The organism is Pedobacter sp. BS3 (assembly GCF_008274585.1).
Classification (GTDB): domain Bacteria; phylum Bacteroidota; class Bacteroidia; order Sphingobacteriales; family Sphingobacteriaceae; genus Hufsiella_A.
Genome location: NZ_VTRT01000002.1, coordinates 305,291 through 329,672 on the forward strand (window position 1 = coordinate 305,291; position 24,382 = coordinate 329,672).

Consider the following 24,382-nt stretch of genomic DNA (forward strand, 5'->3'; position numbering starts at 1 on the left):
TTGAAAAGCAGGTTCCGGCAACTATCGGTCGCGTTAGCCCGGCTTTACGCTCATACGCCTGCAAGGCATTACGCACAAGGCCGGTATCCGCTCAATCCGGTTTATTGATCAATGGCATTGCATCATATAAACGCTGTTACATATTTGCAAGCGTAAAATCATTTCCTTTAATTTACCGCTTTGAAAACCAAACCAATATGAATAACCGTAGAAATTTTATTAAAACCGCCGCTCTTGGCGTAATAGGCTCAAGCCTTATTCCCGAAATTGTTGCAGCTGCAATGCCCGAAACCAGCAAAGCTGCCGGGAAGATCAGAATCCCCGATAATGCAACCATCCTTTTCCAGGGCGATTCCATCACTGATGCCCACCGCGACCGTAAACAAACATCAGAAAACAATGCCATGGGATTGGGTACAGGTTATGCCCTGGGAGCAGCCTCCACCCTGCTGCTGGACAACCCGTCAAAGAACCTGAAAATATATAACCGGGGCATCAGTGGTAATAAAGTATACCAACTGGCCGACCGCTGGGAAGAAGACTGCCTGGCTATTAAACCCGATATACTGAGTATACTGGTCGGCGTAAACGATTACTGGCATACCCTTAGCGGCAAATACAAGGGCACTATTAAAACCTATCGAGATGACTTCAAAGCCCTGCTGGATAGAACAAAAAATCGCTTACCCGATGTAAAGCTTATTATTGGCGAGCCTTATGCCGTAAACGGTGTAAAAGCGGTTACCGATGCATGGTTCCCTGCATTTTATGAATATCAAAAAGCCGCCCGCGAGTTGGCCGAAAGTTTCGGTGCGGTATTTATCCCTTACCAAAAGGTGTATGATACCGCCCAGAAAATGGCTCCCGGATCTTACTGGACACCCGATGGCGTACACCCCAGTGTGGCCGGCGCCCGCCTGATGGCCGAAGCCTGGCTAAAAGCGGTAAAAGGGTAAGTTAACAGGATAAAGGGGATGTCTAAAAATTTGCTATGGTCATCGTAAGCTTGTCGAAGGATTGGTTTATTGTGGCTACAGACACTTCCCCGAGTCTTCGGGGTCAGCGTGACTGCGCTAATTGATGGTTCTGTTGACTTTTTAGACATCCTCCATTTTCATTACAATAATATAAACGGCCAAAGCATCTACAAGGACTTATTTACGTTTAACCCCTACCCAGAATCCGGTACAGAATATTACCGCAGACTTCTCTCAGGTAACCTTTCCATGCTGCTAAGGCGTCAGCTGAAGGGATCAGCACATCATCAGGAAAGAAACTATTGCTGGGTTTTGCAGTAAAGGCGGCAGGAAAAGGCTTAACATCCAACCCGGCTTTCCGGAACGTACGCAAAGCCCGCGGTATATGCAAAGCGGAGGTTATTAAAAGATATGGAGGCTGTAAGTGTAATGAATCGATTAATTTCTTAGTATTTACAGCATTTTCTACCGTATTCCGGGAATCCCGGTCAGCTAAAATATCAGCAGCAGGGATGCACAAATTCTGTAATTGCTCAGTAACAAAATCCGCTTCCCTGAACGCTTTATCCAGGAAAACATTCCCGTTTCCCGAAGCCACAATGATCTTGCGGATATGCCCTGTCCGGTACAATTCAGCGGCCTGTATAAACCTGTCGGCAGCAGCATTGAAATACACTTCGCCATCACCTTCATTAAATCCTGAGAAGCCCCCCAACAATATCCCGGCGCTGTAAACCTCGTTTTTTGCAGGCGTATATTTCTTTTCCTGGTAAGCAACCGTAAGCCGGTCAATAATAAACGGGTTGGAAAAGAATAACAACATGAGAATACCCGCAGTATAACAGTTCTTCTTCCGGCGTGCAGGTTTGGTAAACAGCCCGTACAGCAAAACTGCCACGATCCATAAAACCGGGTTTAGAAAAATAAGGAACAGTTTTCCGAGTGCAAACATCTGGAGCTAAACCTAAACAGTTGAAAGTTGAAAGTTAAAAGTTGAAAGCGCCCACAAAATCAGCTCCCCAAGCCAAGCTTTGTGTCTTCACGAAGCTTCATTTATGCTGGCTCGTGAAAACACGAATCAGGGCGTTGCAATTATTATTCGAACTCAAGTTACAAAACCAGATCCTTAGCCTTGCGTAACGCATTATCCAGTCCGCTGATGTCCTTACCACCGGCCGTAGCATAAAAAGGCTGACCGCCGCCCCCGCCCTGTATTTCTTTAGCCAGCTCACGCACTATAGCTCCGGCATTCAGGTTACGTTCCTTAATCACATTTTCAGAGATCATCACCGTGATGTTCGGCTTCCCGTCAATATCAGCAGCTAAAACCAGGAACAGGTTTGGTACAATATCCTTTAAAGCATAGGTCAGGTTTTTAACAGCTTCTGCGTTAGGCAACGATACCCGTTCAGTGATTACATTCAGACCATTTATTGCCTGTGCTTTTGCGGCCAGCTCATGTTTTAAACCGGCAGCTTTCTCCTGTATGCTTTTTTCAATTTCCTTCTTGAGGCGATTGTTTTCTTCCAGCAAGCTTTCAACGGATTTAGCCAGGCTTTTAGGATTTTTAAGCAACTGCTTTAGCGTATCCACCAGTTTGGCCTGCTCAGCGACATACTGCTCGGCGGCAACGCCGGTTATAGCTTCAATACGCCTGACACCAGCTGCGACAGCGCTTTCTGAAATAATTTTGAAAAAACCGATCTGCCCGGTAGCTTTTACATGTGTACCGCCGCAAAGCTCTTTCGAAAAATTATCATCAAAGGTAATCACCCGCACCAGATCGCCGTATTTTTCACCGAATAAAGCTGTAACTCCCGATTCAATTGCTTCCTGGTAAGGAACATTTCGTTGCTCTTTCAGCCTGATATTTTCGCGAATGCGTTTGTTAACAATAGCTTCTATTTGTTCCAGATCTTCATCGGTAAGCTTCGCGAAATGCGAAAAGTCAAACCGCAGATAATCAGCATTAACCAGCGAACCTTTTTGATTAACATGATTGCCCAAAACCTGCTTTAAAGCCGCATGCAGCAAATGCGTTGCCGAGTGATTGTTCTCGGTCGCGGTACGGTTAACCGCATTCACCACGGCCCGGAAGCTGCCCTGCAATTCATCAGGTAAAATATCGGTATAATGAATAATTAACCCATTTTCCTTTTTAGTATCGGTAATCTCTACCGAAAACAGGCGACTCTGGTCTTCCAGGATGCCGGTATCACCTACCTGCCCGCCGCTTTCCGCGTAAAAAGGAGTCCGGTCAAGCACCAGCTGAAACTGGTCTTTACCTTTAGCCACCACTTTACGGTACTTCAAAATCCGGCACTCACTTTCCAATAGATCATACCCTACAAACTCCGTTTCATCGCCGGGGTTCACGATAACCCAGTCGCCGGTATCAATGGCTGTAGCCGCCCGCGAACGGTCTTTTTGCTGCTGCAATGCCAGCCCAAAACCTTCCATATCCACCTGCAAACCTTTTTCGCGGGCCATCAGCTCGGTTAAATCAATCGGGAAACCGAACGTATCGTAAAGTTCAAAGGCAAAGTCGCCGTTAATAACCTGCTGACCGGCGCTGTATTTCTCAAAACGCTGGATGCCGGTATCAAGCGTACGCAAAAACGAGATCTCCTCTTCCAGGATCACCTTCTGAACAAAATCTTTCTGTGCATCCAGCTCATCAAATACGCCCTTGAACTCAGCCGCCAGCACCGGAACCAGTTGGTTCAGGAAAGGCTCTTTAAAGCCCAAAAACGTATAGGCGTAACGTACAGCACGACGCAAAATACGGCGTATCACGTAACCCGCCTTGTTGTTTGACGGTAATTGCCCATCGGCAATAGCAAAGGCAATGGCCCGTATATGATCGGCCATTACACGCATAGCAACCGCATCCTGCCAGCCTTTATCACCAGGTTGAGCATCGCCCGCATACAGTTTTCCACATGCCGATGCAATAAAGCTGATCAACGGCTGGAAAACATCCGTATCGTAATTGGACGTTTTACCTTGCAGCACACGCACCAAACGCTCCAAACCCATGCCGGTATCCACATGCTTCGCCGGCAGCGGCTGCAACGACCCATCTTTAAGCCGGTTAAACTGGATGAACACGTTATTCCAGATCTCAATAACCTGCGGGTCATCTTTATTCACTAACAATGCGCCGTCTACCTTAGCACGCTCTTCATCGCTCCGGTTATCGTAATGTATCTCCGAACAGGGGCCACACGGCCCTGTCTCACCCATCTCCCAGAAATTATCTTTTTTATTACCCAGCAGAATATGACTTTCGGGCACAAACTGTTTCCATAAATCGAATGCCTCCTGGTCTTTAGGAAGGCCCTCGGCGGCATCGCCCTCAAACACGGTCACATACAGCCTGTTTTTGTTGATTTTATACACCTCTGTAAGCAATTCCCAGCTCCAGGCAATAGCCTCTTTCTTAAAATAATCGCCAAAGCTCCAGTTGCCCAGCATCTCGAACATGGTATGGTGGTACGTATCAATACCCACTTCCTCCAGGTCGTTATGCTTACCCGAAACCCGCAAACAACGCTGTGTATCGGCCACGCGGGAGTATTTTACAGGTGCTTCACCCAAAAACAGGTCTTTAAACTGGTTCATCCCCGCATTGGTGAACATCAATGTCGGGTCATTCTTCACTACAATAGGCGCAGACGGAACAATCTGGTGCCCTTTTCCCTTAAAAAAATCTAAAAATGCCTGTCGTATCTCTTTGGTGGTCATCCTGTAAAATTTGTGCAAATTTAGTTTTTTGAGCGGTATTTATTCCATTTAGAATATTTATTGGGGAATAACCTGCCAGGGCATAGAATTTTCATGTATTTTTCATTTGAAAAGCAGGGGCGGTATCGTTTGGGCACAGATAGTCCCGTGTTACGCTCATACGGCACAACCGCCCCCAATACCTTCCCCCGGGGCATTAACCACAAGGCCGGTATACGCTCCACCCGGGTTTAGTTTGCAATACCCATGCAACTAACTAACAACTAACCAACTAACTAACTAACTAACTAAATCGCCAGGATCGTATTAATGGTAAATATTTCGTCTTCAGAGAAATACAGGTTGTGCAAACAATGTACAGCATCGGTAACCTGCTCTGCTTTGCTGGCCCCTATCAGTACCGACGTTATTACCGGACTTTTAAGTATCCAGGCCAGGGCCATCTGGGCAAGTGTTTGACCGCGGTTAATGGCTATCTGGTTAAGGTGCTCAATCTGTTCCAGCTTCTGCGGGGTTATATGGCTTGGTCGCAAAAAGCCATGAGCCTTAGAAGCTCTTGAGCCTACAGGTACGCCATGCAAATATTTATCCGTTAATAAACCCTGAGCCAGCGGCGAGAACGGAATACATCCAACACCCTGCTTCGCCAGCAGATCCAGCAAACCATTCTCCACCCAACGATCAAACATGGAGTACCGCGGCTGATGAATTAAACAAGGCGTACCCATTTGCTTTAGCATGCGGATAGCCTTTTCAGCTTCGGGAACATCATAATTTGATATGCCAACGTACAAGGCCTTACCCTGCTTAACAATATGGTTTAACGCGGTCATGGTTTCTTCCAGCGGTGTTTCCGGGTCCGGACGGTGATGGTAAAAAACATCCACATAATCCAGGCCCATACGTTTCAGGCTCTGATCCAGGCTGGAAATCAAATACTTGCGTGAACCCCAATCGCCATAAGGGCCCTCCCACATGGTGTAACCCGCTTTGGTAGAAATGATCAGCTCATCGCGATACGCTTTAAAATCAGATGCCAGTATCTTTCCAAAATTCTCTTCGGCCGAGCCCGGGGGCGGGCCATAATTATTGGCCAGGTCAAAATGCGTTATCCCCTGGTCAAAGGCAACATGAAGTATTTCGCGGTATTGGTCATAATCATCAACACCGCCGAAATTATGCCATAAACCTAACGATATAGCCGGCAATTTCAGGCCGCTTTTTCCGCAGCGGCGGTATTGCATCATAGCGTAACGTGAAGAACTTGGTGTATACATGGTTAATTCAAAAGTTAAAAGTCAAAAGTTAAAAGTCAAAAGTTAAAAGTCAAAAGTTAAAAGTCAAAAGTTAAAAGTCAAAAGTTAAAAGTCAAAAGTTAAAAGTCAAAAGTTAAAAGTCAAAAGTTAAAAGTCAAAAGTTAAAAGTTAAAAGTTAAAAGTTAAAAGTCAAAAGTTAAAAGTCAAAAGTTGAACGTAGTACCCCCTCCCGGGTAATTCGGGGTTCGGGGTTAAAAATTAAAATTATTAAAGAGCCCTGTATAAAAATAAAGCTCACCAAAGCACAAATCAAATATGAAAAAAATGGATGAAATTTAGCTAAGCGATTATTTAAAATCGGGCAAACACATTTCTATGTCTGTATACCCCGAAAACTATCCTTAACCGGGTAGCTTTTCTGCTCAAATAATACCGTATAATGAGCCGCCCTTTTCGCCCAAACGGTCTACCCTTTTCTCTACAGCCTCATCTTTAATCAACGGCGGAGCGTGATGCGGCTTGCTACGGGCATCAATGATGAGCGGGCCTTTACAGCCCCAGTGCTTATGCTCAATAAAGCTGTTCATGCCATGTACATCATGCGATGGATTACTGCGGGTAAACGTTACCCACACAAAATTGCTGATATTCTCGGCTGTAAAACCGGCATCATCGCATAGCACCAATAAAGGTAATCCCGGTAAACTTTCTATACCAGGCGCTTTATTCAGAATTTCAAGCTCAGCTTTTAACTGGTTTTCATGCGTGTATGCCGGCGATTCTACGGCTAAAACACCTGGCATCACCAGCTTAAAACGGTCAAACGGGCGTGGCAATGTAAAACCGGCGGGTAATTCATGCAACAGTTCACGCTTCTTTTCTCCGGCGGCGGCAATAACCAGTTTCGATCCCGAATTAATGTCCGTACCGCTGTAATCCAGCGTATCGATAGTGGTTCGGGTATAGAAATGAAGATCGCGGGACAGATCTATCCGTTCAAGCACATGGATCAGAAAATCACGGATATGATGAATATCCAGTTTGGGATCATCCTCCTTCGAGGCAATAAAAAGATATTTGGCCAGGCTGAGCTGGTTTTTGCCTAAAATATGATTAGCAATGGTCAGTAGTTCCTGCGGCTGCCTGGTGGTAAGATACGGCGTATAGCGTTCACTGCCAATAGCAAACAGCAACGGGTGCACGCCGGCCGCATCAACGGCGTGCACAGCATGCAGCCCGGGAATTTCCTGTGGAATGGCTGCGCCGGTTATCTGGTGAATTAAAGCGCCAAAGCTGGTATCTTCCTGTGGCGGACGGCCCACAACCGTGAATGCCCATACAGCATCCTTACGATGGTAAACCCGCCGCACTTTCATCAGCGGGAACGGATGCTTTAAGCTATAATAACCCAAATGATCGCCAAAAGGGCCTTCGGGTTTATTTTCGTGAGGTTCAACCGTACCGGTAATTACAAAATCGGCATCGGCAGAGATACAGAAACCGTCTTCATCATAAAAATACCGGAAACGCCTGTTACCCAGCGCTCCGGCAAAGGTCATCTCAGACAGGCCCTCTGGCAGCGGCATAACCGCCGCAAGCGTATGCGACGGTGGCCCGCCAACAAATATGCTCACTTTAAGCGGCTGGTTGCGGGCATTGGCTTTGGCCTGATGCACGCCGATTCCACGATGTAGCTGGTAATGTAATCCTATTTCTTTATCCCGGATATACTCATTTCCGGCAAGCTGTATGCGGTACATGCCCAGGTTGGCCTGCATAATGCCGGGCTTGTCGGCATCTTCGGTATAAACCTGCGGCAAGGTAACGAACGGGCCGCCGTCCATAGGCCAGTTTACAATTTGCGGCAGTTGGCTGACCTGGGTCTGTCCGTATAATATGGGCGCATTGGCCCGTTGCTTAAGCGGCAAAGCAGACCACGCAGTAAATGCCGTATTCAGGTATCTGAATGGCGATTTGACAGCTTTAAGCGGATCGGATTTTAAATCGACCAGGGTTTTGATCTTTTCAAGGGTGTCCCGGAACATGAACGAGGCACGCTCTACCGTTCCAAACAGGTTTGACACGGCCGGGAACCGGCTTCCTTTTACGTTTTCGAACAAAATGGCCGGGCCCTGATGCTCAAATACCCGTAAATGAATAGCGGCCATTTCCAGGTAAGGATCAATCTCTTCGCGGATACGTATCAAATGGCCGTGACGTTCTAAATCGCTGATGCACTCTTTTAAGCTGCTGTAACCCATAACGCAGCTAAGTTAGAGAATTTTGTTTGAGCAGAAGATTGAAATTTAACCCTATGGATCATGCCTGTACCAGGAACACCGGAAATGTCATGTTAAAATATCCCATACTAAAAACGCCGCACTCCTGGCGTGAAACCTAATGCCCATACCCAGGCACAGTGGTATCACACCAGGAGTGTTATAAAATATTCAGCTTATGCTGGGGCTAACCAAAAAGCTCTCGTCCCGAGACATAATCGAGGGGATCTCCGTCAGAAGTACTTAGGAAAGAGATTTTACTTTGCAGCTACTTCCTGGTCTCCTCTCCCGATCCCGTACGTACGGGAGGGATCGAAAGGACGGTGCTTTTTGACTTTTTGGCCAGTCCCATGTTCTTATATTTCTGGTTTTTAGCATGTTAGTAATTTTCAATTATTGATATGTTTTTTAATTACTTTACAAGGTGTCAATGAGCCCGCCAGTTGGCGGGGTTTTGATTTTTCAATTTTGACTTAGAACAGGTATTTAATGCCCACGCCGGCATAACCGTTACGCTTAGGCGATGGGTTGAAATAGGCGGGCTGTGCTCCACCATAGCCAACGGCATTAAGCGAAACAATAGAGCTGTAAGCCCGGTTCAGGATGTTGTCTATACCTCCGTACAGGTTCAGCTCAAATGCCTTTCCCAATTGCTTTTTATAACCCAGCTTAGCGTTCAGCACGTGGTACTCAGGGTTAAAAGCAGTGTTGGCATCGTTCAGCGGCAAGCGGCTGTTGTATAAATATGTTCCATACAGGTACAATCCCGGGTGGGTCTCAACATCTATTCCGGCGCTAAGCACCCACGGCGATATGCCGGTAAGCTTGTTACCCCCGTAGCTGGCCGTTACATTATTTTGTGCATCCAGTATTTTGTAATCGGTAAAACGAAAATCAGAATAAGTAACTGCCGCATAAGGCCGTAAGATGGTTACAAAAAGGTGCTCATCCGGTTTGATCGCCTGGTATGACAAGGCCAGCTCAACACCATCATGCCGGGTTTTACCGGCATTATTGTAAATGGTAATGCTTTGCTGTACCGATTGCGCAATCAGCTCGCCCTTCATATCCAGCCTGAACAAGGCCAGGTCATAGCTTAAGCGGGAGTTAAACAGGTTTCCTTTAGCATCCAGCTCATAATTGATCCCTTTTTCCGGCTGTATCGCGGGATTAATCAAGCCATCCACATTTTTAATTTCTGAGCTGGAAGGAGGAGAAAACCCGGAGCTTACGCTGGCATGCAGGCTCAGGAAGCTCCCAAAATCATGGCTCAGCGCAATTCGCGGCGAAGCCTGCGGCTTAAATTTCTTTATACCGCTCTGTTCCCTGTTTAGATAATTATCCACATCGTATTTCAGGCCGCTGTAGCTCACCCCTACTGTTAGCACAGTACGGGCATCCAGGTTGGTTTCCGACTGGTAAAATATCGCGTAAGCGGTATTATCATAATCTACAATGGCATTCGGGGCGCCTTCTGTACCATGATTATTTACGTATTGTGTGCCTTTGGTAAGCCCGTTATTAAACTCGGCGCCGATAGTAAAGCGTGTAGGCAAATGGCTGAAACCCGGGTTATACATAAACCGGGTACGACCACCGTAGCTCTGGTAATAATTATGCAGATAAGCATACGGCAAGGGATGGTTCAGATCATAAAAATAGGTAAACACGCTGGTGCTGTTACTGAATTTACTGTTAAACTGGTATTGCTGTCCGATGCCAATGCGTGTCCAGGTTTGATAACGCCCTGCGGCTTTATCCAAGTTACTGGCATTGGCCTGTAAAGGATCTTCTGCCACCTGTGCGGCTGTGAGCGAGCCGGGGATCTGCGAATACTGGGTAGTGCGGTTCAGCAATAAGGTAATCTGCTGTTTTTCAGAAGGGAATAGCTGGAAGTTGCCGGTAATAAAGCGCCGCATATCGTTGCTATGTTCGCGGTAGCCGTTGTATTCCTGCCAGCCATACGACACATAGCTATTCATTTTATCACCACCGCTGCGGAAGGTTGTTGCCAGCCGGTGCAAGCCATAGGCGCCCACCAGTCCCGAAGCTTCCAGGCTTTTTTCCTGGTACGGCGAACGTTGTAACTGGAAATTGATCACCCCGCCGGTTCCTGCGCCATAGATGCTGGAGGCAGGGCCTTTGATAATCTCGGCACGACCGATACTGTTCACATCGAGCGCTTCAATACGGGTAGTTCCATCTGCTTCGGTAACCGGGATATCGTTCACATAAATTTTAATGTTGCGGATGCCATACGAGGCCCGTACGCCGTTGCCACGGATAGAAATGCGTGCTTCGGATAAGGTGCTCTGATCCATGCGCACCCCGGGAACAGCATTCAGCGCCGATTGCAGGGAGAGGGTACTTCCTTTAGACAGATCTTGTAATGTAAGTAAAGCTACCGAACCGGCGGTCTCTTTCCGGGTTTTATTGCCATCAAAACCGGTAACCCGAACCTCGTTCAGGTTTACGGCATCGGCCTGTAACTGTATGTTTAATGTATTGGTCTCGGGCCCAAGCGTTACCGATTGGGTTTTATAGCCAATTAGCACCGCCTTGACCGTATTTGCAGGCGGTATAACCGTTGTTTTAAAATACCCGGATCTATCCGATTGGGTAAGTGCCACATTATCCTGGGTTTTAATGGTTACTCCCGGCAGCGGCAAACCGGTTTGTGAATCGTAAATGTATCCGCTAACGGACTGGCTTTGTGCAAACAAAGCGTTTGAAAACAGGCATAAAGCCATGTATATTATAAGAGTTCTGAACGTGATCATCATTGAAAAGGATTTAACAGCATACGGTGCATGGCATCTGCCCGGGGCGATACCGTTAAACAATAGCTGTTGGAAACAACATAAATTACCGGACTACCGGCATACAAGGTTGCAGGTTACCGGATCAGGGATAATAAAATAATGATGATCACGCCTTTGGCGGATGAAATATTACTGCGGGACGTTGTGGAAAGTTAAGAGATAGTTCCGGCAAGGCCTTTTCGCCAATTGTTTTTACTGCCGGATCCAGCGTGATAGCCTGCTCAACAATGAAGACATCCTGGAAAGCTGTTTTCTGTACATTTTTATCAGCCTTTTTTTCTTTTTCGTCTTCCTGGTGCAGGTGCTTGGTCAGATAACATTTACCGTTACATTGCAGCTGTGGTTTATCCCGATTGATACAAAGCGATGTAGCGATGTACTTTTTATTTAATTCAAAGCCGGCATACACAAACAGCCGCGAGAAACTCGCCGATAAAACAGCAAGTATCAAAAATGCAGCCGTAATTTGCCTGAACATACCGGTACAAAGGTAATGATCTGTTATAATTGTAGCAAGATTGTGACTGATTTAATTGTTTAATTGCTTTAACGGTTATGAGCCGTGGTTAGTTGTTAGTAGTTAGTAATTAGTGGTTGGTTAGTGATTACCATTTTTATTTGTCTAATGTTTCTCCTTTTTTCTTCTTGAACTTAACTTCTACATTCGGGTTTAAGGTAGTTATGTCGTTAATAAATTCCATTTTTAGTTTTGGTGATATTATTACTGAGTCAAATTTTCCGTATGATATTTCTAATCTGTCAATAGAAGTGGCTGGCGAACTCAAGGGATTATTGGTCTCTGTAATTTTCTTAATTGTTTTAATGTCAACTGTTTTATTGGGCAAAAAGCCGCATTTAATTGTCAGCTCGTCATCCTTGATAGTATAATTTGTTGTCAAAAACACATGAACAATAAAAATAATTACCGGTAAAAGGATTGCAGGTCCTATCCAATGTGGCTTTTCGCTTGCAGTCAAAAGCAAAATTGTCCCTAAAATAAGAATTAAGAGGTATTACCAATTCAAGTCCGATTTTTGAGTTATATACTTTCTTCATTTGAAAATTGTGCTTTTTGTTCTACGGTGCATCGTTCTACACTTGCCACTAACGGCGGCGTATTGGCGATGGACGGAAAATAGCGAACCCAAAGTTCAGCCCTTCCACATCAGTAAGCCGCAGCCGTTTTTATTAGCTAATTTACGTTTTTCTGCCAAGAAAAACGGCGAAGGCGATGATAGTAGCACAAAAGATGAGGTTAATTTCCAGCCCACCTATTGCCAATACGATGTTGTGTGCCGGTTTTATTTTATCGCAATCTATATTTCTTATAAATCGCATCTACTCTTTCTTTTTCCGCTTTTGCTAGAAGTTTTAAAATCCCAAACCTTTCTCTGTCGAAAGTAGGTGATCTTAAAAATAAGTCTGTGTCGTATATGTCACTATAAAGGCTTTTCAATATTTGAGCTGCAATATCTAGTAACTTTTTTATGTCTTTAAACGTAATATCAATCGTACTAAAGTCCGTTAGGGAATTGTCTGTATGAGCATATAATTTCGTTCTTAATGTAAGTATGCTTTGAATTGTTCTTTCATTTTCTTTTAATAAACCGTTCCAATTATTTATATGCTCTTCTGGAACTCCAATTTTTCTAAAATGCCCTGATTTTGATAAAGAGTTAATTAATTTTTGAAGTTGAAATTTATCGTTTCCTGAGTTGCTAAAGAGTTTAGAGATTTCAATAACAAGAGTTCTGAACATTAAATGCATCATCATTGATAATGATTTTTTATGTGCTGATTTTGTTATTAGTTCTAATTCTTCGACAGTGTCAGGATTGTGAAAATATTCAGTGTATAAAAATGAGTCTTGAGCAAAGACATAAATGTGAAGAGTTTTCTCAAGTTTGATTTTTAATTCATCCTTTAAATTTCCCATAAGTGGATGTTCTGTCAGGTAATGGCACACAACACCCAAATATACGCAACTTATTCACGCTTAAACAGATAAGTAAGAACCATAAAAAGCAGCGCTGCTCCGCGTAAACTAAACCGAATGGAAGCGGATACCGGCCTCGTGCGTAATGCTTGCAGGCGTATGAGCGTACAGCCGGGCTATCGGAACCAAAGCCGTACAAGCATCGCTTTTCTAAAAATCAACCAACCTTTAAGACATTCAACTGAACCCACACCGCAACTTTTAACTTTCCACTCTCCACTCAACCGGCCTATCCAAACAGGTTATTGGTGAATTTTACTTTGATGCCGCCTTGAAAATTTTCGATGGTTTTGAATATCTCTTTCAGCGTGACCTGCTCAATGCGGGTAAGGTTCTTAACGTGGATGTAGTTATCAGGTGTCACTTTATCCTGCGAAATCTGCATGGCCTGATGTTTGAGCCGCATGCCCATCAGGTAATAATAGGATTGCATCAGCTCGTGAAATTCGGTTTCTGAAATAACACCTTTCTCTTGTAACGCCTTTAAGCGTTTACCGGTATTCTGCTCAAAAATGCGATGCTTCAGGGCGTACACACGCACCAGGTCAACAATCGGGGTCATTGCTTTTTTAATGTCAAATACCTCCTGGCTGTCGATGGTGGTGGTACGTATATTTCTGAAAAATGTGAGCGGCGGTTCATATTGCAGTGCATTTTTAGCCATATAGAAAAACAATTTCTCCATTGGCTTTTGCAGTTCTTCGTCTAAAAAGTTGTTCAGGTCGTCTACGATGGTTTTATCGCCGTAAAGGCAACGGCAATCAAAAAAGGTCGAGAAATTAATCACGGTTTCGGGCAGCGATTCTTCCATCCAACGCCGGTAATTGCGTTTCCAGTGCGACAGCGAGTGTGTCCATTTGGGATTTTTTGCCATATAGCCGCCTGTACAGTAGCTAAACCCGATAAAATCGAGCCGTTTGGAAACCAGCGCCGAAAACTTCAGGAAATACTTCCGTACCTTTTCACGCTGCTCGTTGGCTTTGTCCTCGTAAATAATGGCATTATCCTGGTCGGTTTTAAGGGTTTGCTCTTTACGGCCTTCGCTGCCTAAAACCACAAATGCAAATTTCGAGGGCGGCGTACCCATTTCGGCAATGGCGCCTTCAATAACTTTCAGGGCAATGGTATCGGCAATGGTGGTAATTACCTCGTTCACAATTTCAGCATGTACTCCCCTGCTCAATAGCTGGTTAACAAACCCGGGAACCTGCTCCCACTTCCGCCTCAGCTCATCGGCCGAGAGCGCCAGCTTTACCGACTGTATAAATACCAGCGGCGATTGCGCCTGCTCGCTCAACAGCTTATTACGACTGATAAAACCGAGATACTGATTGTTTTTACGGATAAGGAGATACCTGGTTTTGGTTTGAAACATCATTAATAAAGCCTCGTAGATGTAGGCATCGGCATCGATAGCTACAATGGGATTATCCATCACATCTTTTGCCGGAACATCCGGGCTAAACCGGCGGGCAATTACATTATCCCGTAAGGTAATATCGGTAATATAGCCGGTTATGTTATTCGCCCCGTCTTTTACGAAGATACAGCTTACCCTGGCTGCGGCCATTTTCTGAGCGGCCTCATAAACCGGCGTATCCTCGCCGCACCACACAATATCACGATGTTCTATAGCATCCAGGCGGCGGGAATACAATTGTTCTGACGCAATATAGCTTTCCTGGAACGCATTGGGACGTTTAAAAAAATGGGCAAATTCGTCATCCTGCATCCGGGCGGCAAAACCGGACATGAAATACCGGAAAAACTCATCGTAGGCCTTGCACAGGTTCCTGAAATCTTTACGAGGCAATGTGTAGACCAATGTACCTTTCCGGGCTATTACGGTACGCAATGAGCGTTTCCGGTTCAATAAAATAGAAATCCCTCCGTAACATTGACCGGACACATACTGCTCCTGCATCCGTTTATGGTGCGTACTGTCGTAATAAAAAGCCTCATACCCGCCTTCGGCAATAATATCCACGCCCTTCATTTTGGTAAGCTCCTGTTGGTATATTACCGTATCTTTTTTATACCGGGTTTCCTGCAGGCTTTCGGCAACGCCCTGCAAAACTTCCCCGGGTAAACTATCAAAAGGCTTTACTGTTTTTAAAAGCTCCGCTTTACTACCCATATCCAGGCAATAATTAAAATAATAAGTACAATCAGTAGAATGAGCTGCAGTGTCCGGCTGCGATTATCAGTTACCTCGTACCCTTCTATCGTTATACGGCTTTGCTTCTCTAATTGTTCTTCGTTTATGTCATTTCGCCTGATGAGCAGGAAGAAACACTCGGCTGTTGCCTGCGCATCGGCTAAGGCATTATGTTGAAAATGAAATTTCTTACCAAAAAGCATGGTATACAATTCATTGAGCCGCAGGTAATTGACAGCAGGATTACGCACCAGGTGCCGCGTGGCAAGCATGGTGCAGAACACGGGGAAATTTTTAAGCGGGTTATCTTTACCGATGCGGGAAAAATCGGCCCCGATAACATGATAGTCCAGCTCCATAAAATGCCCGGCCACAATGGGCTGGTATTGGTTAAGGTCTTCTTCCAGTTTTGACAGTACCTCCACACGGGGTACGCCATTGTCATTTAAAAATTTACGGGTTATGCCGTGCACCTTTACGGCCGAAGGCTCTATATTGAAATCACAATCGCTGATGTAATGATTTTCCTGTTTAACCATATCGCCATTCCTGGTATAAACCACCCAGGCCATCTGCACCGCATGGGGCCAGTTTTTATCCTTGGAATATGGCACATTCCACTTGCGTGGTAGCCCTGAGGTTTCGGTATCAATAAATAGCAGATAATCTCTCACAGAATCAATATAAATGAATACCCGGGCTTAGGATTAGATGTTAACTCATTTCGTATCAGCTACAAATATACAAGTACAGTATAAAATAATTTGCAAAATATACGTTATATGCACATGCGTTAATATCTATTGCTTGACATTTCTGTCCGGATTTTATATATTAGGAGCAAAAGGGGATTTTTAATTGTGATTAAAATGATGAGAAAGCATACCGTGTTAGCTGTACTTTTTGGATGTGTGCTGATTTTGGGTAGACCGTTAACAAGCAGTGCTTCAACGCCGGAGAAATATATGGCCGGCGACCCGGCATATTACAAAATATCGCTCGAAGCCTTGCAAAACGTGGTTCCGCTCACCTATAACCCATCTGTACGAAACATGATAGACAGCTACCTGGCCAATCAACGAGGTCGCTTTGCCCGTGTTGTCGGGTTATCCAAATATTACTTCCCGATTTATGAGAAAGTGTTAAAAGAGAACAATGTACCCGAAGAACTGAAATATCTTTCCATTGTCGAGTCATCACTTAACCCCTATGCACTTTCATCGGCCGGAGCTGCCGGCCCCTGGCAATTTTTATACGAAATGGGCAAATTATACGGGTTAACCGTTAATGACACCATCGACGAGCGCCGCGACCCGGCCATTGCCTGTAAAGCGGCAGCCCGCTACCTGCTGGATTCGTACAATATGTACGGCGACTGGCTGCTGGCTATTGCCTCGTACAATTGCGGTCGCAATAACATCAAATGGGCTATGGAAGAAGCCCCCGGGGCAAAAGATTATTGGTCGCTCAGGCCTTACCTGCCCGTAGAAACGCAAAATTATGTACCAGCCTATATCGCTACCGTTTACATCATGAACAACTACCAGCGGCACGGCATTTACCCCATTGAGCCGGATTTCACCACCGAAACACAAACGGTAACCGTTAAGCAGCCCGTCGCATTAGACGTACTTGCAAAAACGGCCAATACCAGCCTGAATACCATTTGCCTGTTAAACCCGGCGTATAAAACGTTAACCGTTAAAGCTTCGGAAACCAGGCCCGTAAACCTGGTGCTGCCTGTTATGCCTGGCTACCAGTATAACGCTGTTTGCGCATTATTAGGCTTGCCCATTCCCAAACCGGATGCTCCTGCGCAACCGGCAGTGGCAAAAACCCGTTACGTAATTATGTACACCGTGCAGCATGGCGATACGCTGGAATCTATTTCCAGCAAATTCAAAGACACCAGCGAAGACGAGATCAAGTCGGTTAACAACCTTACTGACACCAATCCGTTGAAAGAAGGCATGGTTATTAAAATACGGCAAGGGTAGTTTTTGGACAGAAACAAGAACATAGAATCAAGAGACAAGACATAGAGAGGCAAAAGGTAGAAGGTTTAGGGTGTAAGGCTCAATACGCAATACTCATTACTCAATACCAGTTCTAGGGTTGGGGTAAGGCCAAGCAACTAATTTTCCAGAAAAGCATAACCCGCGTATTATCGGTTGCGGTAGTCCGGCTTTACGCTCATACGCCTCCGATACCTCGTGGGGCCTAACCGCACAAGGCCGGTGTCCGCTCAATCCGGTTTAGTTAACTTCAGGCAATGCAAGAAACTAATAACCACTGCAATGATCCGTTAAGAACATTTTAAATTTCATAAAATAATGTTTTATTAGGGCTGACCAAAAGCTCCCGTCATCCCGATCCCGAAGTTTCGCATAGGCGTCAGGTTAATTTTAGGAATCCACTATCAATCTATTGATTTCTAGACAGTTATTAGTGAAAAGCAGTAAGTGAAGTGGCAGCACAGACAGAAGTACTTAGGAAGAAAATTTTGCTTCGCAGCTACTTCGTGGTCTCCTCTCCCGGTCCCGTACGTACGGGAGGGATCGAAATGACGCTGCTTTTTGACTTTTTGGTCAGCCCCGGCTGAAGCTATGATGTCTTCACTGTCCATCCATAATTACCATATCTATGAGTTTTAAACATCTTCTAATATTTTTCGTACACCATCGCCTCTATGAAACCCTTAAAGAACACATCGCGACTTACTTGCCGGTAGGAATATTTCTCAAAAAATTGTTTCATCCCGGGCAATTTACAGGCTTGTACCCTACACAACAACCTGAACAACGCATACATCATCCGCAGCAGTACCCGTTGCCAGAAACTGTTACCAACAATCTGAAAATCTGTATAAAACCATTTACCATGATGCTTTAAACAGGCGTTCAACCTGTTAAATACCTGCTCAGCATAAAATAATGAGAAATTATCGAACAGGAAGTTAGTGATTATTACGTCAACCTTTTCTTCAGGTATATAGGTATCAACCGGCTGATTAACAAAAACAATCCGGTTGGCGCCAGTCTGCCTTTTCCGGGCATGAGCAATCATTTTGGCAGATAGCTCAACGTAAATAATGGTTAACCCCGATGGATGTATAAGAGCAATATCTTCCAGGACGCGTCCTGTACCACCACCGGCAATCAGTACGGTAGCGCCAGCCGGGATATAAGATAATGCATAACGTTCGGCCATCCGCAATGCCTTGCCAAATACCAATGCAGAAAGCCGGTCATAAAACCAGGCGGCATTATCGTAATTGTTATACTCTCCTTTCATGATGTTGCCTTACAATATTGCACAATTGATTACTTTTGAACAAATTCCCCCAACAGAACGTGATCGTATCGTTGAGCATTATCCGTTATAAAAAAAGATTCATTCCCTTTGCCCTGCTGGCAATGGCTGTTCATCGTTTGCCGTTACTTATAACAAAAGGCTGCACATTCCGGAAACTATTGGGAAGCGGGAAAAACGGAGAGTTTACACTTCAGCCCGATTTACAGCAGTGGGCATTGTTAACTGTCTGGAAAACACAAGATGATTGCGACCGGTTTTACCGGACATCGTTCATAGCCAGATGGTGGCATTTTTTTGGCTGCGAATTATGGACTATTACCTGCGAGCCCTTATCCAGTCACGGACAATGGAACGGTAAAAATCCTTTTGCCACAGATAAGCAGAAAAGCAGCTATGAGGGCCCGGTTGTTGTGCTCACACGGGCAACTATTCGCCTTTCTAAGGTAAAAAGCTTCTGGAAACACGTAGCTGATGTTGCCAAAATGATGGCTGAGGCTCCCGGTTACATTACTTCGTTTAGCATCGGCGAAGCCCCACTCTTTTTACAGGCCACATTCTCTATATGGCAGGATGCGGATAGCATGAAAACTTTCGCTTATCAATCGCAACAGCATAGCCAGGTTATCCGCAAAACCCGTGAAGAGAACTGGTACAGCGAAGAGCTGTTCGCCCGCTTTATACCCATTAAAACCGACGGAACCATTAAAGGAAAAGACCCACTAAAGAGTAGAAAGTTAAAAGTAGAAAGTTAAAAGTAGAAAGTTAAAAGTAGAAAGTTAAAAGTAGAAAGTTAAAAGTAGAAAGTTAAAAGTAGAAAGTTAAAAGTAGAAAGTTAAAAGTAGAAAGTTAAAAGTAGAAAGTTAAAACCCAAGGCTAAAAGCCAAAAGCTAATGGCTAAAAGCCAAAAGTTAAAAGCCAATTAAAAGTTACATTATGAGAGTTGTTGCAGAATTACCACGTCCCGATTGTAAGATCACCATATTTTTCATGAACGGAAAGTTCATCATTAAGATTGAAAAAGGCTCGTTAGAACAAACCTATAAGCTGGCAGAGATGGATCTGATCAACGGTTTAGACGACGTATTTAAGTTGCTGGATGAGGAATTTATACAAAGCGTTATAGAGCGTTTCAAATTGATGTCGGCAGATTTCAGGGCGGCGTACTCCCGTAGCCAGTAAACAATGGACAGTGGATAATGGACAGTGGATAGTTGACAATGGACAATGGACAATGGATAATGGATAATGGATAGTTGACAATGGACAGTGGACGATTGACAGATGATGGACAGGGAACGTACGTCATGGTGGATGGTATAGCCGGGAAGCAAGAGAGAGGCAAAAACATGGATTCAAGAAACAAGACAGAAAGATAAAGTAGAAAACAGTAAGGTTGAGCGAAGAGAAGTTCCGGCGATTCGTAAAAGTGAAGCATAAGGCAGCGAAAGGGTGAATAACAATTGAGTAATACAACAATTAGGCTTCTCAATATCAAACGCCACAAATACTTCAATAAAATATATTCACACATCTGCAAATCAATATATTATATATTAAAACAAAATATTATTTTGAAAAAAGGATACAAGAAAGCAAAATCCAAAGCAAATAAATAGCATAACTTAAATATAATCTACAGAACTGTAATATTAATTATTTGATTTACAAATTTTTATAAAATTTACAAAATTAAATTTTGAAGCCATTTTTCGCCAAATTTTATTTTGAAATCTCAAAAAAGCACTTGTTCTAAGGCGAGATAGCTGAGTAAATCAACCTCATCATACAGGCTTCTTTTAACATTCCATTTCCCGGTTTCCTGCATACTTCCCCCTACCCTATTTTTACCGAAACCAGTTTTTTATATCATCATATTGACTGTGATTAAAAATATTTTTTGCTAATTTTGACCTTATGATTCGTCACGAAAACATTCAACGTATTTTGGTATTGGTAGCTTTCGTAGTGTTTGCTGCAGGTACCAGGGCCATGCCCTTATTTATTCCTCATATCTGGAACTTCACCGCGGTTGGTGCATTGGCGGTATTTGCCGGAGCACAGTTTAAAGATAAACGACTGGCACTAATTGTTCCCCTGGTTGCCATGGCTTTGTCTGACCTCTTTTTAGGTAATGGCTTTAACATGGTAGTGTACGCCGGTTTTATTGCGATGGTAATCTGCGGAATGGTAATTGCAAAAAACATTTCCGTGTTTAATGTAGGCTGTGCGTCTATAGCGGGAGCTGTTATATTTTTCCTGATCACTAATTTAGCGGTGGTATATTCAGATTATTCATTGTATCCGCACAATATCAATGGCATCATTCAATCGTACATTATGGGGCTTCCATTCTTGCGGAATATGATTATCGGCGATGCTATCTACGGCATTATTCTATTTGGCGGATTTTACCTGCTGGAGAAACGCTATCCAAAGCTGTCTTTAAATTACAGCAAATCCTAAGAAATAAACATACATTTTCCGGTACTGTCCGGATACCTCGAAGCAAGCCCGCAATTCATTTCGCGGGCTTGTTTGTTTTAACCTGCTATCAATGGCAAAAAATTTTTCGTATCCGCTGTAGCGGAATCCTAAATCATCTCGTTTCATCAATAGTAAATACGGTTAATCATCTTTAATTATTGAAAACTATGAAACGTTTAAAGCAAATCCAGAAAGTAATATTAGCAGGGTTAGTCATACTAACTGCTGCAAGTTGTATGAAACATCATGACGAGCCGGTTCCGGCCATTTCAGGATTGGCCCTTGTCCATGCTTCGCCGGATGCGCCGGCTGTTAATCTGTTCATAGGCCAGAACATGGTGAATAACGACATTTTCTCTTACGGCGATAACATTGATTATGTTAATGCCTATTCGGGAGCCAGGGACGTATATGCCTATGTGGGAAGTGATAAAAAAGTGTCAGGTAAAGTTACTCTTGAACAGGGAAAAATGTACTCGTTGTTTCTGGCCGGTAAATGGGCCAATGCCGAATTCGTTTTGCTGGAAGACAGCTTATTCCAGCCCGATCCCGGCAAGGCAAGTATCCGGTTCCTGAATATGAGCCCCGACGCACCCGCTCTTGATCTGGGGTTGAATGACGGAAGTACCCTTATCAGCAACAAAGAATATAAGCAAAACAGTGGTTTTACAGCCGTTAATGGTAACGTACAATATAACTTTGTTATCCGCGAACATGGCTCAACAGCAGATAAGATAAGCCTGCCGGCCGTTACGCTTGCAAGCGGTCATATTTATACCATTTGGGCAAAGGGAATTTATACGGAAACCGGCACTAAGGGCCCTGACGGGGAAATTATCAGAAATTATTAGTTTAGTTGATTCTGATATTCCTCAGCCATGAAAAGATTTATATTGCTGTTAGTGCTACCGGTATTGATAGGTATGACCGGATGCGACGACAAGCCGGTAATACCAACGCCGGTCAGCTTAACGCAAATTTCAAAAGGTAATTTATACGGAAACGGGCAAGAGCAAATTCCTGAAGAAAAATGTGTTATCAGATCTACCGGGGATTGGAATCAACTGATAGAACGGATAGACCAGGTAAATAATGTATCGCAGGATTTTTCTGAAACGGATATCGACTTCGATCAGTACATGGTTATTGCTATTTTTGATAAGCTACAAATGAATGGCGGCCATGCTATTGATATTACAAACATTGTAGATAACGACGATAGTATATGGGTGAAAGTGAAGTATACAGGCCCCGACGGAGCTGCTCCTTCGGTTATCACCCAGCCTTATTGTATCGCCAAAATACCCCGTTCAGATAAACCTGTGATATTTCTAAACTAAAGGTAAATATCCCATTGTAGCTCAAGAATATGTAATTTTACCATAAAGCCGGCAGATTCAGAACCATTGCTATTGTACACAGCAATGGTTTTTAACTAATACCATGTGGGAAACAAAGTACCAACGTTAAAAGAACTTATTGCAGGATGCACCCGGAAGGAGTTCAAGTACGAAGAGCTGCTGTATAAGTCGTTCTACGGCTATATCTATGGGGTAACCTTACGATACATTAAAGATCAGGACATGGTAATGGAGCTGGTAAACGATGCTTTTCTCAGGATATTTAAAAACATTAACGACTTTACTTTCGATGGCCCGTCCGAGGCCTTACATAAAGCCTTTAAAGGATGGATCAGTCGCATAACTGCCAACCTGGCTATTGACAGGCTCAGGTCGAGAAAAACAATAGTATATGTTGAGGAAATTACAGATAAAGATATGATGGAGATCGCCATTGAATCGCCGGATAAACTGTCGTTTAAAGATATAATGGCATTGCTCGACCGTTTGCCCCCTGTTCAGCAACTGATCTTTAACATGCATGAAATTGAAGGATTTTCGCACGAAGAAATTGCTTTGAAACTCCGGATCCCGGCAAGCACCAGCCGGGTATACCTTACACGGGCGAGGACACAACTGGCACAGCGCTATCAAAAAATTATGGGTATGTATTATGAAAAATGAGCAAGAGTGGTTTAAGCAGATAGAAGACGTTCTTCATGCTCATGAAGAAGCGTACAAGCCCGGAGCGTGGGAAGAATTCCTGAAACGGAAAAAACGCCGGCACCGGATAATACTGTTCCGGGTAACAGGCACTGCCGCTGCCCTTTTATTGTTTTCATACCTGGGTATCCGCTTCTTTACCGTTGAGCCACCGGCTACAACTGTGCAGCAGGCAAAATCCGATAGTTCTGTCCAGGATACCGTTGCAGTAGCCGGTAATGTTCAGCCTGCAGAAGCTAAACCGGGCAAGACTGTTCAGCTATACCCTACAGCTAAATTAGCCGAACCCGTTAAACCGGCAAAAACAAATACCAGCGAACCTAAGCTATCGCTTATAAATAAAGCCGATCAGCATTTACCGGGTAACGGGATAACAGAAACAGCTGATAACAAGCCGGGTAACCCGGATTATGAGCCGTCGGTTCCCGAAGCTGATCTTCCGCATCCAACTCCGTCACCACATCCCAATGGATCAATTTTAAACACAGAACCGAAAACGGCGAAGGCTACCGGTACAGCGTATGATAGCCTGACCAATGCACCTAAAACGGCTCAGGCTAAAAAAGAACGGAAAAACCTGGTATATTCTGTGGTAGTCTCCCCTTCTGTAGGCAATCAGAAACTGAATTTTGGCACAGGGCTGGAAATTGCCTATAGAATTAACGATAAGTTATTCCTGAACAGTGGTATCGGCTACTCATCCATGCATGCCAGCACAGATGGTAATGATAACGGAACTCCCGGCCGGGAAGTACAGGGCTTTAACCTTGAATTGGCTGGTTTAGAAGTGCCGCTTGGCTTGCAATATAAAACCCATAGCGGCTTTTATGCTACCGCGGGAGTTTTGGCCATGACCGTTATCCGCGATCGCATGGAATACCATTACCGAACCGAAAAAACCGTGGCTATGCCTACATTAAGCTCAAGCGGAAAAACCCAGCAGGCATTACGTCTTGTATCGGAGAACAAAACCGAGGAAAGTCCCGAAAAGCTGAACCGCTACCTGGGCTTTTATACCTTCTCTGCCGGTAAAAAAACCAGCCTGGGCAATCATAACCAGCTCAATATCGGGCCGTTTGTAAAAGTTCCGTTTGGCACGGTTTCTTCAGAAAATATCCGGCTGATGCAGGGCGGTTTGCGTATCAGTATCGAGTTTTAGATAGCAGCCACTGTTTCGCCCGTATAAGTTTTTGCAACCATTGCGTAAAACAGGTAACGTTAGTGCGGTCAGTATACGGCCGTTACGCAAATTTCCCGGGCTGAATAAAAGTTACATCAGATAGCT

The 24,382-nt window shown here is 44.3% G+C and carries 22 protein-coding genes; 11 read left to right on the forward strand and 11 right to left on the reverse strand.

Annotated elements, in window-relative coordinates:
• Nucleotides 1-197: 197 nt before the first annotated feature.
• Nucleotides 198-956 carry an SGNH/GDSL hydrolase family protein gene (locus tag FW774_RS06990; protein ID WP_149347459.1) on the forward strand — a complete coding sequence of 253 codons (759 nt, stop codon included), beginning with the start codon at nt 198-200 and terminating at the stop codon, nt 954-956.
• A gap of 208 nt (nt 957-1,164) precedes the next feature.
• On the opposite strand, the gene FW774_RS06995 is transcribed toward FW774_RS06990, so the two are convergent.
• Both FW774_RS06995 and alaS read right to left on the reverse strand, forming a co-directional pair.
• Nucleotides 1,165-1,929 (reverse strand): YdcF family protein, encoded by a 765-nt coding sequence (locus FW774_RS06995; protein ID WP_149347460.1) that lies wholly within the window; start codon nt 1,927-1,929, stop codon nt 1,165-1,167.
• A gap of 158 nt (nt 1,930-2,087) precedes the next feature.
• The gene (alaS, locus tag FW774_RS07000; protein ID WP_149347461.1) at nt 2,088-4,724 is read right to left on the reverse strand and encodes an alanine--tRNA ligase; all 2,637 of its coding nucleotides are present in this window, start codon (nt 4,722-4,724) and stop codon (nt 2,088-2,090) included.
• Between the two features lie 93 nt (nt 4,725-4,817).
• Between alaS and FW774_RS20375 the strand changes: the two genes are divergently transcribed.
• Nucleotides 4,818-4,958, forward strand: a complete 141-nt coding sequence (locus FW774_RS20375; RefSeq protein ID WP_187774842.1) for a hypothetical protein — start codon at nt 4,818-4,820, stop codon at nt 4,956-4,958.
• Nucleotides 4,959-5,011: 53 nt separating this feature from the next.
• On the opposite strand, the gene mgrA is transcribed toward FW774_RS20375, so the two are convergent.
• From mgrA to FW774_RS07015, 3 genes are all read right to left on the reverse strand, one after another.
• Complete coding sequence (gene mgrA, locus FW774_RS07005) at nt 5,012-6,001, reverse strand: L-glyceraldehyde 3-phosphate reductase (protein WP_149347462.1); 990 nt, start codon at nt 5,999-6,001, stop codon at nt 5,012-5,014.
• A 401-nt stretch (nt 6,002-6,402) separates the two neighbouring features.
• A complete protein-coding gene (locus FW774_RS07010) occupies nt 6,403-8,241 on the reverse strand; it encodes a UbiD family decarboxylase (RefSeq protein ID WP_149347463.1) in 1,839 nt (612 codons plus the stop codon).
• Nucleotides 8,242-8,732: 491 nt separating this feature from the next.
• Nucleotides 8,733-11,009 (reverse strand): TonB-dependent receptor, encoded by a 2,277-nt coding sequence (locus FW774_RS07015; protein WP_187774843.1) that lies wholly within the window; start codon nt 11,007-11,009, stop codon nt 8,733-8,735.
• On the opposite strand from FW774_RS07015, the gene FW774_RS20380 reads away from it, so the two are divergent.
• Nucleotides 11,008-11,181: a hypothetical protein gene (locus tag FW774_RS20380; RefSeq protein WP_187774844.1), complete on the forward strand. Its 174-nt coding sequence runs from the start codon at nt 11,008-11,010 to the stop codon at nt 11,179-11,181. The two genes, FW774_RS07015 and FW774_RS20380, sit on opposite strands and share 2 nt — an antisense overlap.
• 6 nt (nt 11,182-11,187) lie before the next feature.
• On the opposite strand, the gene FW774_RS07020 is transcribed toward FW774_RS20380, so the two are convergent.
• The 5 genes from FW774_RS07020 to FW774_RS07040 all read right to left on the reverse strand — a co-directional run bounded on the left by FW774_RS07020 (nt 11,188) and on the right by FW774_RS07040 (nt 15,909).
• Nucleotides 11,188-11,559: a hypothetical protein gene (locus tag FW774_RS07020; RefSeq protein ID WP_149347465.1), complete on the reverse strand. Its 372-nt coding sequence runs from the start codon at nt 11,557-11,559 to the stop codon at nt 11,188-11,190.
• A 136-nt stretch (nt 11,560-11,695) separates the two neighbouring features.
• Nucleotides 11,696-12,058: a PH domain-containing protein gene (locus tag FW774_RS07025; protein WP_197739813.1), complete on the reverse strand. Its 363-nt coding sequence runs from the start codon at nt 12,056-12,058 to the stop codon at nt 11,696-11,698.
• A gap of 329 nt (nt 12,059-12,387) precedes the next feature.
• The gene (locus FW774_RS07030) at nt 12,388-13,017 is read right to left on the reverse strand and encodes a hypothetical protein (RefSeq protein ID WP_149347466.1); all 630 of its coding nucleotides are present in this window, start codon (nt 13,015-13,017) and stop codon (nt 12,388-12,390) included.
• Between the two features lie 289 nt (nt 13,018-13,306).
• On the reverse strand, nt 13,307-15,214 hold the full coding sequence (locus FW774_RS07035) for a DUF294 nucleotidyltransferase-like domain-containing protein (protein WP_149347467.1): 1,908 nt from the start codon (nt 15,212-15,214) through the stop codon (nt 13,307-13,309).
• Nucleotides 15,190-15,909, reverse strand: a complete 720-nt coding sequence (locus FW774_RS07040) for a 3'-5' exonuclease (protein WP_187774845.1) — start codon at nt 15,907-15,909, stop codon at nt 15,190-15,192. Before FW774_RS07040 ends, FW774_RS07035 begins: the two co-directional genes overlap by 25 nt.
• Before the next feature lie 195 nt (nt 15,910-16,104).
• Here FW774_RS07040 and FW774_RS07045 point away from each other — a divergent pair, with 195 nt between their 5' ends.
• Nucleotides 16,105-17,232, forward strand: coding sequence for a lytic transglycosylase domain-containing protein (locus FW774_RS07045; protein ID WP_149347469.1), 1,128 nt, complete (start codon nt 16,105-16,107; stop codon nt 17,230-17,232).
• A gap of 664 nt (nt 17,233-17,896) precedes the next feature.
• Here FW774_RS07045 and FW774_RS07050 read toward each other — a convergent pair.
• Nucleotides 17,897-18,529 (reverse strand): class I SAM-dependent methyltransferase, encoded by a 633-nt coding sequence (locus FW774_RS07050; RefSeq protein ID WP_149347470.1) that lies wholly within the window; start codon nt 18,527-18,529, stop codon nt 17,897-17,899.
• 35 nt (nt 18,530-18,564) lie between these two features.
• Here FW774_RS07050 and FW774_RS07055 point away from each other — a divergent pair, with 35 nt between their 5' ends.
• The 7 genes from FW774_RS07055 (at nt 18,565) to FW774_RS07085 (ending at nt 24,256) form a co-directional block, all read left to right on the forward strand.
• Nucleotides 18,565-19,302: a DUF3291 domain-containing protein gene (locus FW774_RS07055; RefSeq protein ID WP_242457755.1), complete on the forward strand. Its 738-nt coding sequence runs from the start codon at nt 18,565-18,567 to the stop codon at nt 19,300-19,302.
• Nucleotides 19,303-19,483: 181 nt separating this feature from the next.
• Nucleotides 19,484-19,729, forward strand: coding sequence for a hypothetical protein (locus FW774_RS07060; RefSeq protein WP_149347471.1), 246 nt, complete (start codon nt 19,484-19,486; stop codon nt 19,727-19,729).
• 735 nt (nt 19,730-20,464) lie between these two features.
• Nucleotides 20,465-21,013 carry a DUF6580 family putative transport protein gene (locus FW774_RS07065; protein WP_149347472.1) on the forward strand — a complete coding sequence of 183 codons (549 nt, stop codon included), beginning with the start codon at nt 20,465-20,467 and terminating at the stop codon, nt 21,011-21,013.
• A 188-nt stretch (nt 21,014-21,201) separates the two neighbouring features.
• The gene (locus FW774_RS07070; RefSeq protein WP_149347473.1) at nt 21,202-21,885 is read left to right on the forward strand and encodes a DUF4397 domain-containing protein; all 684 of its coding nucleotides are present in this window, start codon (nt 21,202-21,204) and stop codon (nt 21,883-21,885) included.
• A 27-nt stretch (nt 21,886-21,912) separates the two neighbouring features.
• On the forward strand, nt 21,913-22,374 hold the full coding sequence (locus FW774_RS07075; RefSeq protein ID WP_149347474.1) for a protease complex subunit PrcB family protein: 462 nt from the start codon (nt 21,913-21,915) through the stop codon (nt 22,372-22,374).
• A gap of 105 nt (nt 22,375-22,479) precedes the next feature.
• Nucleotides 22,480-23,058 (forward strand): RNA polymerase sigma factor, encoded by a 579-nt coding sequence (locus FW774_RS07080; RefSeq protein ID WP_149347475.1) that lies wholly within the window; start codon nt 22,480-22,482, stop codon nt 23,056-23,058.
• Nucleotides 23,048-24,256, forward strand: coding sequence for an outer membrane beta-barrel protein (locus tag FW774_RS07085; RefSeq protein WP_149347476.1), 1,209 nt, complete (start codon nt 23,048-23,050; stop codon nt 24,254-24,256). The genes FW774_RS07080 and FW774_RS07085 overlap by 11 nt, the downstream gene beginning before the upstream one ends.
• Nucleotides 24,257-24,382: the final 126 nt, after the last annotated feature.

Bases quoted from the DNA above. Each gene is read 5' to 3' on its own strand.
- FW774_RS06995 (WP_149347460.1), bottom strand. From the start codon at position 1,929: ATGTTTGCACTCGGAAAACTGTTCCTTATTTTTCTAAACCCGGTTTTA.
- FW774_RS20375 (WP_187774842.1), top strand. From the start codon at position 4,818: ATGTATTTTTCATTTGAAAAGCAGGGGCGGTATCGTTTGGGCACAGAT.
- FW774_RS07085 (WP_149347476.1), top strand. From the start codon at position 23,048: ATGAAAAATGAGCAAGAGTGGTTTAAGCAGATAGAAGACGTTCTTCAT.
- FW774_RS20380 (WP_187774844.1), top strand. From the start codon at position 11,008: ATGTATATTATAAGAGTTCTGAACGTGATCATCATTGAAAAGGATTTA.
- FW774_RS06990 (WP_149347459.1), top strand. From the start codon at position 198: ATGAATAACCGTAGAAATTTTATTAAAACCGCCGCTCTTGGCGTAATA.
- FW774_RS07070 (WP_149347473.1), top strand. From the start codon at position 21,202: ATGAAACGTTTAAAGCAAATCCAGAAAGTAATATTAGCAGGGTTAGTC.
- FW774_RS07050 (WP_149347470.1), bottom strand. From the start codon at position 18,529: ATGAAAGGAGAGTATAACAATTACGATAATGCCGCCTGGTTTTATGAC.
- alaS (WP_149347461.1), bottom strand. From the start codon at position 4,724: ATGACCACCAAAGAGATACGACAGGCATTTTTAGATTTTTTTAAGGGA.
- mgrA (WP_149347462.1), bottom strand. From the start codon at position 6,001: ATGTATACACCAAGTTCTTCACGTTACGCTATGATGCAATACCGCCGC.
- FW774_RS07010 (WP_149347463.1), bottom strand. From the start codon at position 8,241: ATGGGTTACAGCAGCTTAAAAGAGTGCATCAGCGATTTAGAACGTCAC.
- FW774_RS07045 (WP_149347469.1), top strand. From the start codon at position 16,105: ATGATGAGAAAGCATACCGTGTTAGCTGTACTTTTTGGATGTGTGCTG.
- FW774_RS07030 (WP_149347466.1), bottom strand. From the start codon at position 13,017: ATGGGAAATTTAAAGGATGAATTAAAAATCAAACTTGAGAAAACTCTT.
- FW774_RS07015 (WP_187774843.1), bottom strand. From the start codon at position 11,009: ATGGCTTTATGCCTGTTTTCAAACGCTTTGTTTGCACAAAGCCAGTCC.
- FW774_RS07060 (WP_149347471.1), top strand. From the start codon at position 19,484: ATGAGAGTTGTTGCAGAATTACCACGTCCCGATTGTAAGATCACCATA.
- FW774_RS07065 (WP_149347472.1), top strand. From the start codon at position 20,465: ATGATTCGTCACGAAAACATTCAACGTATTTTGGTATTGGTAGCTTTC.
- FW774_RS07075 (WP_149347474.1), top strand. From the start codon at position 21,913: ATGAAAAGATTTATATTGCTGTTAGTGCTACCGGTATTGATAGGTATG.
- FW774_RS07020 (WP_149347465.1), bottom strand. From the start codon at position 11,559: ATGTTCAGGCAAATTACGGCTGCATTTTTGATACTTGCTGTTTTATCG.
- FW774_RS07035 (WP_149347467.1), bottom strand. From the start codon at position 15,214: ATGGGTAGTAAAGCGGAGCTTTTAAAAACAGTAAAGCCTTTTGATAGT.